This is a genomic window from Thalassolituus sp. UBA6592, assembly GCF_002433655.1.
GTDB lineage: Bacteria > Pseudomonadota > Gammaproteobacteria > Pseudomonadales > Oceanobacteraceae > Venatoribacter.
Genome location: NZ_DJIO01000042.1, coordinates 36,947 through 51,483, shown reverse-complemented (window position 1 = coordinate 51,483; position 14,537 = coordinate 36,947). Strand labels below are relative to the sequence as shown.

Here is a 14,537-nt window from a genome sequence, read left to right as displayed (position 1 = left end):
CCGCCCACCAATAATTTCGCGGCTTAACCCGCTCCTACAATAAACATCTAAGGCCCATTACACACTCAGATATGCCCTGGATAACCGACACTCCAATACGCCCTGAATAACACCCACAAAAAAGCGGCCCGCAGGCCGCTTGTTCTCTATCTCTTACTGAATCCTGATCTGAAATACTCCTCAGCTCAGAATTCTGTTCTTACCATTTCGCCGGCAGAATCCAGCCATTACGGTAAGGCACGTAGTTCAGACTTTTCGCATGTGACACACTGCTCACACCTTCCATCAGAGGAATGCTGAAGCCTTCTTCCACTACCCAGCGGTTAAAGTCTTTGTACTCAGCCATACGCTTGTCGTAGTCGGTTTCACCCAGCAGCGGACGCAGTTTTTTCATCACTTCTTCGCTGCGCCATACAGAGAACATGGTATCCGCGTTCAGGTAACTGCCTGTGTACAGTTCAGGGTCACCGGTGGAGTTATTCCACAGCCACAGCGCCGGGCCTTCCAGTGTACCGGCAGCCACTTCCTGGAAGTATTTACCGAAGTCGATGGTTTCCAGTTCGGCGTTAATGCCGACTTTTTTCCACATTTGCACAATAGCGCGGGCCATCTGGTTGTCCATCGGGTGAACACCGTTGGTTGCCAGGAACTTGAAGGTTACTGGTTTATCCAAGCTGTAACCGGATTTCGCCAGATATTCTTTGGCTTTTTCCGGGCTGTATTCAAATTTGAAGTCAGCGTCGTAAGCCGGTGTACCCGGTGGGTTGGCAGTGGACAGAGGCTCAGCCAGACCGTTCAGCAGCGCACGGGAAATCGCTGCTTTGTCGATCGCATAATGCATCGCCAGACGAACATTTTTGTCTTTCAGTGCGCCTTTGTTCACCATGTGGATCAGGTAAGTATCCACAGTAGAGGTCAGTGAGCTGGTCACTTCCGGCAGTTTATCCAGACGCACCGCTTCACGGATTGGCAGCGAGTAAGCCAGATCGACCTGACCAGACTGCACAGCAGACACACGGGAAGTCGATGTCGGAATAACCTGAATCGTCAGCTTTTTAATATCCGGAACACCGCCCCAATATTTATCGAACGCTTCCAGCACCATACGGCTGTTACGCTGATAGCTGACCAGTTTATACGGGCCTGAACCCACCGGATGCTTCAGGAACTCTTCCATACCGACTTTTTCGATGTACTTCTTCGGCAGGATAAAAGAGCTGGCAAAACCCAGGTATTCAGGTGCAGTCACAAACGGCTGACTGAAGTGGAATACAGCTTTGGTTGGCTCTGGAGTATCAATGGCAGTCACCATCCACCAGATGTAACCCAGCTGAATGCTTTTGTCAGATTTCGGGTGATCCATAAAGGTGAATTTAATGTCTTCAGAGGTGAGCTTGTCACCATTGTGGAAGTACACGTCATCACGCAGGACCAGTTCCAGCGTCAGACCATCATCACCGATCCAGTTGTATTCTTTCACCACACCTGGCTGCAGTTTGTTTTCTGCATCATATTCCAGCGGCTGATCAAATACGGTTTTGTACAGAGAGGTTGCATGTGGAATAACACGGGCCGTCGGGTCCCAGCTTTCCACGTCAAATGGCAGTGCCATGGATACAGCTTTCTCTTCTGCGCTCGCCTGCGATGCCCACGCCGATGTACACATCAACACAGACAGCAGCGCTGCTTTTAAAATCGTTCTGCGTTTCATATAAGTACCTTAAATATTTAATTATAGATGAGCATCAGGCTCAGAATGTCAGAATCATACCAATACGTGCAGTCTGCTGAGTGTTGGTGCTGGAGTTTTCCAGATACCATGCAGCGCCCTGGTTAACAAACGTATCGTCTGAACCTTCCATATAAGAGTAAGAAGTGTACAGCCATGCCGCATCGGTAAAGTCGTATTTAACACCCAGCGTCACTTCGTCGAAATCGTACTCTTCCAGTTCAGAATGCTGGTAACCACCAATCAGCAGGGTTTTCTCAGCAATCGGGTAGTAACCGCCGATTTCATAAACATTCTGAGTTGCATCGTCATCCGCCGCACCTGTGCTGTTCACCATATCAGACAGCGTGGTCTGAGTGGTATTCAGTACCAGAGCGAAATCACCCAGCATTACAAAACCACCCAGAGCGAAAATTTCACGGTCAGCCTGAGTACCGATACCGTCCATTGTCAGACCCTGCAGAGAAGGCACACCGGCCTGCAGCAGTGGGTAAACGGTATCGTTTTCGATTTTCACGTAAGCGGCTGCAACGCTCCAGGTACCACCGAAGTAGCTGGCACCGGCACTCATGGATTCCAGAGGTGCATGGCCCATACCCCATGGCTGCCCCTGGTCCGCATAAGCGCGGTCATCGCTGGAGTACATTACGCCGAAGGTAAAACCGTTCAGGTATGGAGAAACGTATTTGATGGCATTGTCGATGCGCCAGCCGGAAATACGGTCGAGGTCACCATGGTGGCCACCGTAGGTGCTGGCATAACCGCCGATGTTCAGCTGGTTGAAATTATCGTACATAAAGTCGTACTGACGACCATAAGTTAAGGTACCGTATTTATCGCTTTGCACACCGGCGTACGCCTGACGGCCCCACATGGTGTCGTACTGAGAAGTCACACCGTCAGACAGTTTGAAACCATGCTCCAGTTTAAAAATACCTTTGTAGCCAGGAATCAGATCAATGGTACCTTTCAGACCAATACGGTTACCCCAGTTTACACTGTCACGACCACTGACTTTGCTCTCACCGCCCTCATCGTCTACCCAGGTTACGCCGAAATCCAGAACACCATAGAGTTCAACATTTTTAGCAAGATCTGCTACTGACGTTTCCGCGAAGCTGCTGGCTGATGCCAGGGATACGGCTGCCGCCAGAGAAAGTTTCTTGAATGCTTGTGATGTTTTCACGGTAGTTTTCCTCATTCACATCTTATCTTGAAGTTATGTCCGGAACCCTTCTGGATTCAGCGGTTTTGCTGTTCTTTTGTGCAGAGAGCGAGGTTTGTAACTGTCGGGGCATGCATACTTTGTGCACCATGTTCACCATCAGGTGAGCGTCCCGTACTTGCCTGTCATTCCTAACCGGGTTATAACGCCTATCAGCATTCAGTATCGGCAAACGGACAGAAGAACGTTTTCTTTACTGAATTATTGATAAAGCCCTGTAAAACCAGTCCGGCAGACGTATTTATCGTAGGGACACTATGGCAACGACCGGCCTGTAATTTCTTGAACGAATGCGAATAAATTATTGGCATTCGACTGACACAAACTCCGATTGTCAGCCTTTCTGTTAAACGCACCCTTCTGTTTGCTCCTGAACTTCATCGTCGCCAGTACCTTTCTTTATTGCGCTTAGCCGCTTCTTTCAGTCAGCTAATACACGTCAGCAAACACAGGTCTGACGCCCGCTATCCCTTAGCTTCCGCTATTTCTTCTGTTCTGTTATGCCCTCTGTACAGGGTATTTAAGAGGGAGCTACACAAGAACGACACACGAACCACACAGCCTGAGTGATTCGCCGTCGCACCAAAACTCGTACGCATCCAGCCAATAATATTCACCGTCAGCATCGTAGGATGAAAACTCAAAATCATGTCTGGCCTGGTCAATCAATGTCTCCGGTCGCCGGACCAGGTTCAGTCACAGGAGCTGATGATGAGTACACATTTTTTAAACGACGAATTTTTTGACAGCATGGAAAGTTCAATCATTGCGATTGATAAAGCCGAAACTCTGCCACCTCTGTGCTACACCGACAGTGACTTTTTTGAATTTGAAAAGAAGGCCCTGTTCGATCATGAATGGCTGTGCATTGGCCGTACCGACTGGGTTAAAAATCCAGGTGATTTTTACAACACTACCATCGTGGATGAACCAATCGTTGTGGTACATGACCGCGACGGTGAGATCCGTGCGATGTCTTCTGTGTGTCAGCACCGTGCTATGGTGGTTTCAGAAGGTACCGGCAATACCCGTACCTTTACCTGCCCGTATCACCACTGGACCTACAACCTGAAAGGTGAACTGATCAACGCACCGGAAATGCACAAAACCTGTGATTTCCATAAAGAAGAAAACGGCCTGCCACAGTTCAAACTGGAAATCTGGCATGGCTTTATCTTTATCAACTTCGATGAAGATGCTGCACCACTGGCACCACGTCTGAGCGCGCTGGAACCGATTGTGGGCAATTACGATTTCGAAAATGCTGAAGGTCCTGAGCCAGACCGCGACACACATTATCAGTTTGGCTGGAAAGTACAGTTCGAAAACAATAACGATGGCTACCACGCAAGCCGTCTGCATGCAGGTTTCCACGATTATATTCCAAGTAAACTGGCGGTATTTCCGGAAGAGCTGCCAGCAAATACTGCAGGCTACTACCGCACCAATGGTACACTGCACATGGATGCCAGCTTCAATACCACGCACAAAGCACTGATGCCGGTATTCCCGAAACTGACAGATGAAGAACGCAACCGCATGGCATTCGCCAACCTGCCGCCTACACTGTCTCTGGTAATGACTGCAGACGCTGTTATTTATCTGATCCTGCGTGCCGATGGTCCGGAAAGCCACTACCTCGACCTTGGTATTCTGTTCGCCAAAGGCGCGATGGAAGATCCGGATTTCGACAAGAAAATGGAAGACATCATGACCCGTTCGCTGGAAATCAACGATCAGGACATTCATGCCGACCATCTGGTACAGCAGGGTCTGCGTTCACGTCATGCACCACGCGGCCGTTACTCCTGGGAAGAAGGCGCGCAAAGTCGCTTCAACTCCTGGCTGGTACCACGCTACCGTGCACAATGGCAAAAAATGAAAGCTGAGAAAAAAGTGGGCTGATTGGCCTGCTCCTCAGCCAGAGGAAGACCTTTTATGTCCCGTATGCCTGTTATTTTTTTCGGCCATGGCAGTCCGACCAATGCGCTGGAAGATAATCGCTATACCCGTTCCTGGGGGCAGATTGCATCTGCCCTGAAGGAAAAGCCAAAAGCGATTTTATGTCTTTCCGCCCACTGGTGTACCCGCGGTACCGCAGTGACGGCCATGCAGAAACCAAGAACGCTGCACGATTTCGGTGGTTTCCCTAAGCTGAACAAAGTTCAGTACCCGGCACCGGGATCACCGGAGCTGGCGGATAAAGTAGCAGGCTTGCTGGACAGAAAAGTCGGACAGGATAAAAGCTGGGGGCTGGATCACGGTTCGTGGTCCGTCCTGGTTCATGCCTTTCCCAAAGCCGATATTCCGGTTGTACAGTTAAGTGTTGATGTCTCGCTGACACCTGAACAGCGCTTTGCCATCGGTGAGCAGCTGACACCATTGCGTGACGAAGGTGTACTGATTGTAGCCTCCGGCAATATCGTGCATAACCTGGCCACCATGGAATGGAGCAAAAACGCACAACCCTACCCATGGTGCACGGAATTCAATGACTACATCATTGAAGCCATGAAGAAGAAACACACAGGTAAAATTCTCGATGTCGAATCACTTGGCCTGATTACTGGCCGCAACCATCCGACACCGGATCATTTCTGGCCACTACAGTATTTTATTGGCACCCGTATGAGCGGTGACAAACTGAAAGTGTTTACACCCCAGATCGTATTTAAATCCCTGAGCATGGCCAGTTTTGTGTTTGAACCACAGAACGATTAACTGCTTTATCTCCTCCAGATCCTTCATCAATTCGCCATAGTTTTCTATGGCTTTTTTTGTCTGCCGCTCAGCTTTTTGCTAATCGTCTGCAGTCAATTTCTTATGCGTTATCAATCAAGAATATTTACCTGCTGAATTTATAGTGGTTGCCATAGAGAAACCACTTAAGAAAATTCAGGAACAGGTTATGAGTGAACAAACCCTGAAACTCATTATTCATGACGTTATTGAAGATGGTAACGACGTCATCCTTCTGGACCTGCGGGCCGAAGATCAATCCGACCTGCCTGAGTTCAGTGCCGGTGCTCACATCGACATCTGTGCCGACAACGGAATTACCCGCCAGTATTCATTATGCAACGCCAGCCACGAGCGTCATCGTTATCTGGTGGCAGTGCTGCTCGCCAGCCCGAGCCGCGGTGGTTCGGAATGGATTCACCAATACGCTGGCAAAGGCAAAACCTTAACTGTCAGCGCACCGCGCAATCACTTTGCTCTGCAGCCTGACGCTGAACACACCGTGCTGATCGCCGGCGGTATTGGCGTTACACCGGTACTGGCTATGGCCCACGAACTGGAAGCACAGGGTAAATCCTGGGTGCTGCATTTTTCTGCCCGCACAAAACAGGAAGCAGCCCTGCTGCGCACCGTGCACGATTTTGCCGCTCAAAGCCAATACGGCAAGGTCGTTTATTACTTCACCCGCGAGGGCGACCCACGCATTGATTTCGCCGGACTCTTTACCCAAACCGAAAACACCGGCGCGCATTTCTACTGCTGTGGCTCCAATGAATTTCTCGATGCCTATATCGACGCCGGCAAAGTGCTGCCCGCCGCACAGGTGCACTACGAGCGCTTTACCTCAGATCAGGAAACCGCCCGTGACAACGAATTTACTCTGGTTCTTGCCCGCAGCAACAAAGAGCTTGAGGTGAATGAGGGTGAGAGCATTCTCGAAGTGCTTACCCGTAATGATGTACGCGTGAAATACATGTGTTCAGAAGGCGTCTGCGGAAGCTGTGAAGTCCGCGTGCTGGAAGGCACACCGGATCACAGAGATTCCGTATTAAGTGATGCCGAAAAATCAGCCAACGACACCATGATGGTGTGCTGCTCCGGCTCACTCAGTAAACGTCTGGTACTGGATCTCTGACCGGTATCTGCCTGCTCTACTTTAATTAGGATGGTTTTATGACAACCCAAGCACTGCAACCTGTTACAAGCCGTGCCGCATGGCGTGGTGATGAATTAGTAAAAAATGAAGCGGACTGGATTTATCTGCTGTCAGATGAAGAAGTAAAAGAGCTGGAAACCCTGGGTACCCGCTTTGTTGAAGAGAATCCGGATCTGCGCTTTGTACAGGCCAGCGATTACCCGCTGACAGTCACTGCCGAAGCGGTTAAAAAATGGTGCGCCGAAGTCGATGGCGGCCGCGGTTTTACCCTGGTGCGTGGTCTGCGTACCCATGTGTATTCTGATGCGCTGTCTGCGGCTATTTACTACATTCTTGGCCTGCACATGGGCGAACCCTTCCGCCAGAACGAAATGGGCGATCTGATCGACCATATTTACGCAACTTCGGATAAAAAATTGGAAGAGCCGGATGCACTGTCTAAATCCATCCGCGATAAACTTCCCTTCCACTCCGACAGCTCAGATGTAGTATCCCTGATGTGTCTGCGCCCTTCCAAAGAAGGCGGTGCCTCCTGTCTGGTATCCGGTGCAGAAATTTATAACGAAATTCTGAAACGTCGCCCGGATCTGGCCCCGCTGTTGTTTGAAGACTTTAACTGGGACTGGCGCCGTCAGGACCCGGAAGCACCGGCAGATACCTACACCTCACCGATTCTCGACGTTACAGACGGTGTGATGAACATGTATGCAGGCTCTATCTATATCAAAACCGCACAGGAATACCCTGGCATTCCGGCCCTGACTCAGGACCAGATCGACCTGCTCGACCTGTTTGAAGAGATCACCTACGAACCTGGCATGGCCATCGAAATGGACTTCCGCCCAGGCGATATCCAGTGGCTGTCAAACTACGCAGCGCTGCATTCGCGCACCGAGTTTATCGACTTTCCGGAACCTCAGCGTCGTCGCCATCTGATGCGCCTGTGGCTACAACGTGAAGGTGCCCGCCCGGTATCAGAAGGCTTCGGTAAAAACGCCGTAGTACAGAAACGTGGCGAACACCGTAAGGAAGAAGATGCCGATAACCGTGGTAAATTTACCGTGGATCTGGCTGCTGTTCCTCGTATGGATTAAGAGTGCATATGGACTGATTCAATTGAGTTAGTTCGAGCTATAAAAAACGCCGGTTATTGCCGGCGTTTTTTACTTTTACCACAAGCGTTAAACAGACTTAAATCGATACACTATGCTTTTAAAGCGATAAGGTTTTTCATGTATTGATCTCAACTTTATTCAGAAAAACATTTTCTAACACTAGTGCTTTCAGCAAAGCAATGCTCGACCGACTTCCAATAATAGTCTTTCACGCTTTTCGAGCAAGAATAACAAGTATCTTTCTCATCGCAACTCTGAAAACCTTCCAGGTTCTCATCCACACACACCTCAGGATCAACACCAGTACACTCTGAAGTATTGAAACAAATCAATATCAACTTCTGCTGTGCGGTATTCCCATTTCTACCATCGGAGTAAGTTAATTCAAGATAGTCAGATACAAGCTTCTCAGAAGATCCTGCATTAGCAAATACCGAAAGCATAAAAAATATGAATAATACTAATTTTCTCATAACCAAAAAACCAAAATAGACACCCACTTTTGATTATTCTACCATTGAGAGACAAAGGATATCCTCCATGTTCTGTCTATGTTTTTGAGCCACCGGCCCGGATGGTCTGTTAGTATTCCGATGTCAATTTTTCAAAAAAATTATCAGGATCGATCTTGTTCATACCGAATTACACGATTTATTCCTGACTGCATATAGGCAACACCAGTATTTGCAACTAAAAAAAGTAAAAAAGTAAAAAAGTAAAAAAGTAAAAAAGTAAAAAAGTAAAAAAGTAAAAAAGTAAAAAAGTAAAAAAGTAAAAAAACAGATAACACATTGCTATATTTCTTGCCAGTATTAAGCTCACCATCTTTGCATTTTATGTAATTTCCAATAGAGACCTGTACACTTAAAAACAAGCCAACTAATCCTAAAATTGCAGCAACAGCTAAGAGTGAAGTTACAGCGTTTAATGCCAGCAAGAACCCAACAAGAGCCAGAATATAGAGTGTAACTGTTGCGTTTCTCCATAATTTAACTGGAAACACGTTCTTCTGCTCAGCATTGTTAAGTTCCGTCGCAACTAACCAAACCCAGAAAAAAAGATAAATACCACCAGTCATTACAGTAAGCAACCATGAAACTAATGGGCTACGTATCTTTGGATGCATTTAGACTCCTATTATTATTCATATATTCTCACCTTCCTTCATTTCATTAGTGAACCTACTCCCACAACGATTAAATCCCAGGAGGTAGACACTACATAGTCACCAGCTTAAGTGCTCTTCGCAACCTCGTTTATAGCTTTCTCAATTAACTCTTCGACCATCAGCGACTCCTGACTTCGCAATAACGCCCGTATTTGCGGCTGGTTTGGAGCGCTAGCGGAAAGTTTGTCCCTACCTGCTTGCGCTTGTTATGCGTTTTCGATTCCATATTGATTTTTAATTCTCGCGATTTCACGCTCAAGGTGCTTAATTTTAGCTTTTGCCCAAACTGAACGATCTTTGCTTTGGACACTTTTCATTGCCTTGCCTAAATAATCACAAACTACATCATTCTTTGAATAACGAGCCACTGTAAATGGTGGATCACCTTCACTTAGTGCGTGAACATCTGCCCCAGACTCGACTAATAGCTTTACAATTTCAAAATTTCCTCTGGATGCTGCTTCATGTAATGGGGTATAACCGAGATCACCTCTAGCATTTAACTCAATTCCATTAGCAATAAGTTCTCTTACAATGCCAACATCATCTCTTATTACTGCTATATGCAATGCATTCTCGCCTTCATGATTTTGCCAATTCAGATCAGAGAAATCAGCTTCTTCAAATGACGGAAGATCTTTTTTTAAATTGGCTAGATAATCTTCCAGGTTTTCACTTCTACTCATTCATGCTCCTGACGCATAACGCCCGCATTTGGGGCCGACTGGAAGGAGGTCCCATGTCGCGAGGCGACAGATCAACATGCGCCTGTTATGTGATTGACGATTTACCATATAGAACGCTCCTCCCTTTCTTCGACATTATTAAATACTTTAGACATAAGTAGCTTAGCCCCTCCAGATAAAAAGAGATGATGTCTAAATGAAGTAACTATGTCGTAAATTTTACCGTTCTCGCCGATTAGATAGGGGATATAAATATGTCTTACTGGCCTGAATTTATATGAATGCCGAAGATCGACCCTGGAGACCGTCCAATCAGTGTCTTTTAGTTTTGTCTTTCTTAGTAACTCTCCGATGATAACGATTAGATAGGCGTATATTTCTTCAGAATAGAAGTCAGGCCTTCGCTTGTTCATTATTTGTTTGGCAACCCAACTATTGAGGCTTTTTAGGTCAGATTTACTTTTCATCTTTTCGATGCCAATAGCATCATAAGCTTCAGATAATAGATCACCAATTTTATCTGGCCTTTCCAAATAACTTTCGAAGTAATCAATTAGTATTGGAAAGCTATCATCATCAGGTAAATTAAACTGATCAACGAACTGTTCGAGTGTAATGCCATAAAGTCGCTGACAATCCGCGTCTATAAACTGGCCTTTGTTGTTTTCAAAGAATTCTCCATCCTCAGTGGCGACTTCTCCAAAAACTACTCTTGCTCGTTCTGAAAATGACTCAAGTTTGCGCCATTCTTCTTCAGGCCTAGACTCCATATATTCATGTAATTTCTTTTCAGATCGAAATGATTCAACAATGATCTCGTCATACCATTGTTGTTCCTTTGTTAGTTCCTTCTTGGCCATTTAATTCACTTAACTCCGAGTTGGATCGATATTCGGATGTGATTACACATAACGCCCGCAGCACGGGAAAAGTTGAAGCGCAGCGGAAACTTTGTCCCAGTGCCTGCGTTTGTTATGTTTGTGCTGATTCATACCGATACCATTCGGTAATTGAAACTGCGTCCGAGTACTCAGCACCAAATACAGTAGACGGCTCAAAACCAAAGCCTGAACTCGCACGCCTAGTAAGTATTACTTGAATGTTATGTTGCTTGTAGAATTTGAACGCTTTTTCCCTGAGCTCTGGCGCTGCATTTACGCCAAGAACAATACGCTCAATGTCACATGGTGAAATTTTACTCACAAAGATACCATCACTTACTTCTGAGCAATCCTCAAGCCTCCTAGAAAGCCTGTATTCCGACTCATATTCCCAATGATCCGATTTTACGTATAGATCCCTCATAGATATAACTTCGCTTTCAGAGAGATACTTCCCATTGATTATCGGGCGTCTCTTTCGATACACGACGGGGCTCATATCTTGAATCAAAGCGGAGCGATCCTTTAATTGGATGGCTATGCCCTTATGAGATTCAGCATAATGCGCCCACATAAGCAGATTAACTGGAATAGAGGCTTCTGAATAAGAAAAACAGGTGCATCCGACTAATTTACTTACTTCGGTAACTAAATTTGAGTTGAGGTGATATTTATAGTCAGAAAGCTCAGATTCTAAAATTTCATACTCTTCAAATTGGGGTTTTCCGCCAGATAAGTCAATTCCGAGGTTTTTGCTCGGCAACGACAACTCTTCTTTAAGTCTAATTTCAGGAATCAACTCAAACGGATCGTTGTACTCATTTGGTTGGCAAAACCTGACCGTTTGATCATCAAGAAATTTATCAGAAGCGAACGCCGCCATATATTTAAAATAAGGCACTCTCTCAGATTCTCCTTAAAACATAACGTCCGCATTTGGGGCCGACTGAAAGGAGGTCCCAAGCCGCGCAGCGGCTGAATAACATGCGCTTGTTAGTTGCTTGATCTAACTTCATATGAAAGTTCAAAGCCTGCATCTTTAATGGTTTCAGCAGCTAGCGCTAAAAACTTAACAGCCTCTGAGTTTGGCTGGTATTTAGACACGATACTGATTTTTACTGGCAATCCCACAGCCTTGGGACAATGCTCATATATCTCTCCGGACTCGACAAATGACAAGTATAAGTTGAGCTTGTCTTGTAGAAGTAATAGCTTCTCGTTTTTGTCGTCCCACTTAAGATGATCCGAGATGACCAACTCTATATTAGAGTCGTCTGTTCCAATGATATCTACTTTGTCCAATTGCTCGATGGTCATCTTCTTCCTTAGCAACTAACAGTTTTATTCATGCGCACGCTCACTTTCCCCTACTCCGATCAGCCAGACATCCCTTTATAACCCATTGATTCCCATAAGGTATTCCTGAATTCTTATACAAACATTACCGGCAAAAACGCGCATGCGCATAAACACGCTTTGCTCCGGCACACTATTTCTGACCTCAGGAAAAAATCTCACTACTAATCAGGTACTTATAGCCAGAGCAATTGGCAAACCGTGCCTGTACAAATTAGCAAAACGTGCGCATATTTCTTATACATGGGAAATATACTGTATGGCATCTATAGATCAGTCAATAGAGGATGGCGCCATTGTGAAGACAGTTTGTTGCCACAAGTTCATCCCTACGCAGCAGGCGGCGCTTACATTCCCACGCGGGAGCGTGGGAACGAGGTATCGCAGGAGTGTGAGAACGAGGCAACGCGGGAGCGTGGGAACGAGGCATTGAAGCCACTCCGGTAAGATGCATGCCCCGCGCACCACAATTCTGTTCAAAAGTTAAACCACCCGCACTAACTTGCCTTTCTCCCAGCCTACGCGGCCGGTATGCACTTTCTGCCGCTGTATGCCCGGCACCGGCGCAATCATAAATACATCGCCATTACGGCCGGTCATAGTACGTTCTACGCCACAGGCCTTGGCCAGTTTTGCGTGATCGCGCATGTGAATATCTTCGCCGTGTACCGGTATGGCGATATCCGGTTTTACCCAGGAATATAAGGTCTGCAGTTCTTCCTGCGCCGGGTGGCCGGAAGCGTGGATCGGCAGTTCGCTGTTTTCTGCAGTAACGACTTCAACACCCATGCTTTGCAGTTGCTGAATTAATCCGGCAATAGCTTCTTCATTACCGGGAATTGCGCGGGCGCTGAAGATAACGCGGTCGCCGGCTTCCAGTTCAAAGTCCGGATGCGCACCCGCAGCCAGGCGGCGCAGTGCGGTACGCGGTTCGCCCTGGCTGCCGGTTACTACGGCCAGCACTTCATTGCGCGGTAAATAGCCGAGATGACCCGCCTGTACCGAACCCGCATCGTGGGGCCAGATACCGGCTTTTTTTGCGCACTGGTGCATATTCACCATGGAGCGTCCCATCAGGCCCATATAGCGGCCGGTCTGTTCGGCGATGCGCGACAGCGTTAACAGGCGCGCGATATTGCTGCCAAAGCAGGTAACGATGACGCGTCCGCTGGCACTTTCTACGGCTTTTTTCAGACCTTTATACAAAGCACCTTCCGACGCCGAGTGGCCACTGACCGTGGCGTTGGTGGAATCGCACACCATCAGGCGTACGCCTTCTTCTGCCAGTTGGGTGTAGGTTTCCTGTTTGTAGCCGTGGCCGATCACCGGATCGGGATCAAGCTTCCAGTCACCGGTGTGAAAGATATTACCCAGCGGTGTGCGGATCATTAACGCATTGGGGTCAGGAATGGAGTGAGTCAGCGCTAACCACTGCACTTCAAACGGCCCGATGTTCAGCCGCTCACCAACTTTGGGAATAATGATTTTTACCCGGTGCAGCAGCGCGTGTTCTGCCAGCTTCTTCTTTAACACTTCCGCGGTAAAGCGCGTGCAGTAGATCGGGCAGCGCAGCTGTTCCCATAAATAGGGCACGGCGCCAACGTGATCTTCATGGGCGTGAGTAATCACTAAGCCATCAAGGCGGTGGCGATGGGCGGCAATAAACGAAGGGTCCGGCATCTGGATCTCAGGTTCGCCGGAATGATGCACTGTGCCATCGGCGCTGACACGCCCGGGTTTGGGAAAGGTGACACCACAGTCGACCATCAGCCAGCTGCCGTCGTGGCCGTAGAGATTCATATTCATGCCAATCTCGCCGGTGCCGCCTAAGGGCAGAAAAACGAGATCTTTATCGGAAGGAGTCATGGGCATCCTGATTGCCACGGACCGCGCTGCGCGTTCACGCGACAGCCCGGACGGGATTAAAAACGACGATTATAACGCTTAGCGTGCCGCAATGACTGCCCATCGAAAAGAGGATAATTTAACAAGACACTGTTCTCCGCAGGTATTCCCACAGAACGCCACCAGCTTACTCACATAGTTATCCACAGAATTATCCGGACACTGGTTTTATCAACACTTGACATTGGCGCAAACGAATTTTTTTTGCCGCCCTGAATTTATTTGCAATTATTTTTAACAAACCCTTGCATGGTGCGGCTTTCTGTGGATTTCACCGGATTTTGAAAAAGGGGTTAATTTTTCATCAATCTGTCACAACGCCCGTTATTATCTGGCGTACAGGCGTTAACTCATAACATATTCACAATTTTATCCACAGAAAGCGTGGAAAACTGCGGGTATCCACAGACTGAAATCCACAGATGAGCATTCTGGCTGCGGCTGCTACAATATGCGCCCTCAATATCCTCCGATAAAGAATACGAGAGACGCCATGCCTGAGTATCGTTCCAAGACTTCTACCGGCGGCCGTAATATGGCCGGAGCCCGTGCGCTGTGGCGCGCCACCGGCATGAAG

The 14,537-nt window shown here is 47.5% G+C and carries 12 protein-coding genes; 4 read left to right on the top strand and 8 right to left on the bottom strand.

Annotation, left to right across the window (positions count from 1 at the left end):
• Window positions 1–199: 199 nt before the first annotated feature.
• A complete protein-coding gene (locus tag B2Z72_RS03920; RefSeq protein WP_296984334.1) occupies window positions 200–1,711 on the bottom strand; it encodes an ABC transporter substrate-binding protein in 1,512 nt (503 codons plus the stop codon).
• A gap of 40 nt (window positions 1,712–1,751) precedes the next feature.
• On the bottom strand, window positions 1,752–2,915 hold the full coding sequence (locus tag B2Z72_RS03915) for a porin (protein WP_296984336.1): 1,164 nt from the start codon (window positions 2,913–2,915) through the stop codon (window positions 1,752–1,754).
• A gap of 750 nt (window positions 2,916–3,665) precedes the next feature.
• Here B2Z72_RS03915 and B2Z72_RS03910 point away from each other — a divergent pair.
• From B2Z72_RS03910 to B2Z72_RS03895, 4 genes are all read left to right on the top strand, one after another.
• Complete coding sequence (locus tag B2Z72_RS03910) at window positions 3,666–4,859, top strand: aromatic ring-hydroxylating oxygenase subunit alpha (protein ID WP_296984337.1); 1,194 nt, start codon at window positions 3,666–3,668, stop codon at window positions 4,857–4,859.
• 33 nt (window positions 4,860–4,892) lie between these two features.
• Window positions 4,893–5,675: a 4,5-DOPA dioxygenase extradiol gene (gene ygiD / locus B2Z72_RS03905; protein WP_296984343.1), complete on the top strand. Its 783-nt coding sequence runs from the start codon at window positions 4,893–4,895 to the stop codon at window positions 5,673–5,675.
• A gap of 187 nt (window positions 5,676–5,862) precedes the next feature.
• Window positions 5,863–6,828 (top strand): PDR/VanB family oxidoreductase, encoded by a 966-nt coding sequence (locus B2Z72_RS03900; RefSeq protein WP_296984344.1) that lies wholly within the window; start codon window positions 5,863–5,865, stop codon window positions 6,826–6,828.
• Between the two features lie 38 nt (window positions 6,829–6,866).
• The gene (locus tag B2Z72_RS03895) at window positions 6,867–7,943 is read left to right on the top strand and encodes a TauD/TfdA family dioxygenase (RefSeq protein WP_296984345.1); all 1,077 of its coding nucleotides are present in this window, start codon (window positions 6,867–6,869) and stop codon (window positions 7,941–7,943) included.
• Between the two features lie 637 nt (window positions 7,944–8,580).
• Here the strand turns inward: B2Z72_RS03895 and B2Z72_RS03890 are convergent.
• The 6 genes from B2Z72_RS03890 to B2Z72_RS03865 all read right to left on the bottom strand — a co-directional run bounded on the left by B2Z72_RS03890 (window position 8,581) and on the right by B2Z72_RS03865 (window position 13,921).
• Window positions 8,581–9,090, bottom strand: coding sequence for a hypothetical protein (locus B2Z72_RS03890; RefSeq protein WP_297004202.1), 510 nt, complete (start codon window positions 9,088–9,090; stop codon window positions 8,581–8,583).
• A 248-nt stretch (window positions 9,091–9,338) separates the two neighbouring features.
• A complete protein-coding gene (locus B2Z72_RS03885; protein WP_296984348.1) occupies window positions 9,339–9,818 on the bottom strand; it encodes an ankyrin repeat domain-containing protein in 480 nt (159 codons plus the stop codon).
• A gap of 101 nt (window positions 9,819–9,919) precedes the next feature.
• Window positions 9,920–10,678, bottom strand: coding sequence for a hypothetical protein (locus tag B2Z72_RS03880; RefSeq protein ID WP_296984350.1), 759 nt, complete (start codon window positions 10,676–10,678; stop codon window positions 9,920–9,922).
• 112 nt (window positions 10,679–10,790) lie between these two features.
• A complete protein-coding gene (locus B2Z72_RS03875; protein WP_297004200.1) occupies window positions 10,791–11,600 on the bottom strand; it encodes a DUF2971 domain-containing protein in 810 nt (269 codons plus the stop codon).
• Between the two features lie 92 nt (window positions 11,601–11,692).
• Window positions 11,693–12,016, bottom strand: coding sequence for a DUF6572 domain-containing protein (locus tag B2Z72_RS03870; protein ID WP_296984353.1), 324 nt, complete (start codon window positions 12,014–12,016; stop codon window positions 11,693–11,695).
• Window positions 12,017–12,538: 522 nt separating this feature from the next.
• Complete coding sequence (locus B2Z72_RS03865; protein ID WP_296984355.1) at window positions 12,539–13,921, bottom strand: ribonuclease J; 1,383 nt, start codon at window positions 13,919–13,921, stop codon at window positions 12,539–12,541.
• Window positions 13,922–14,537 lie beyond the last annotated feature (616 nt).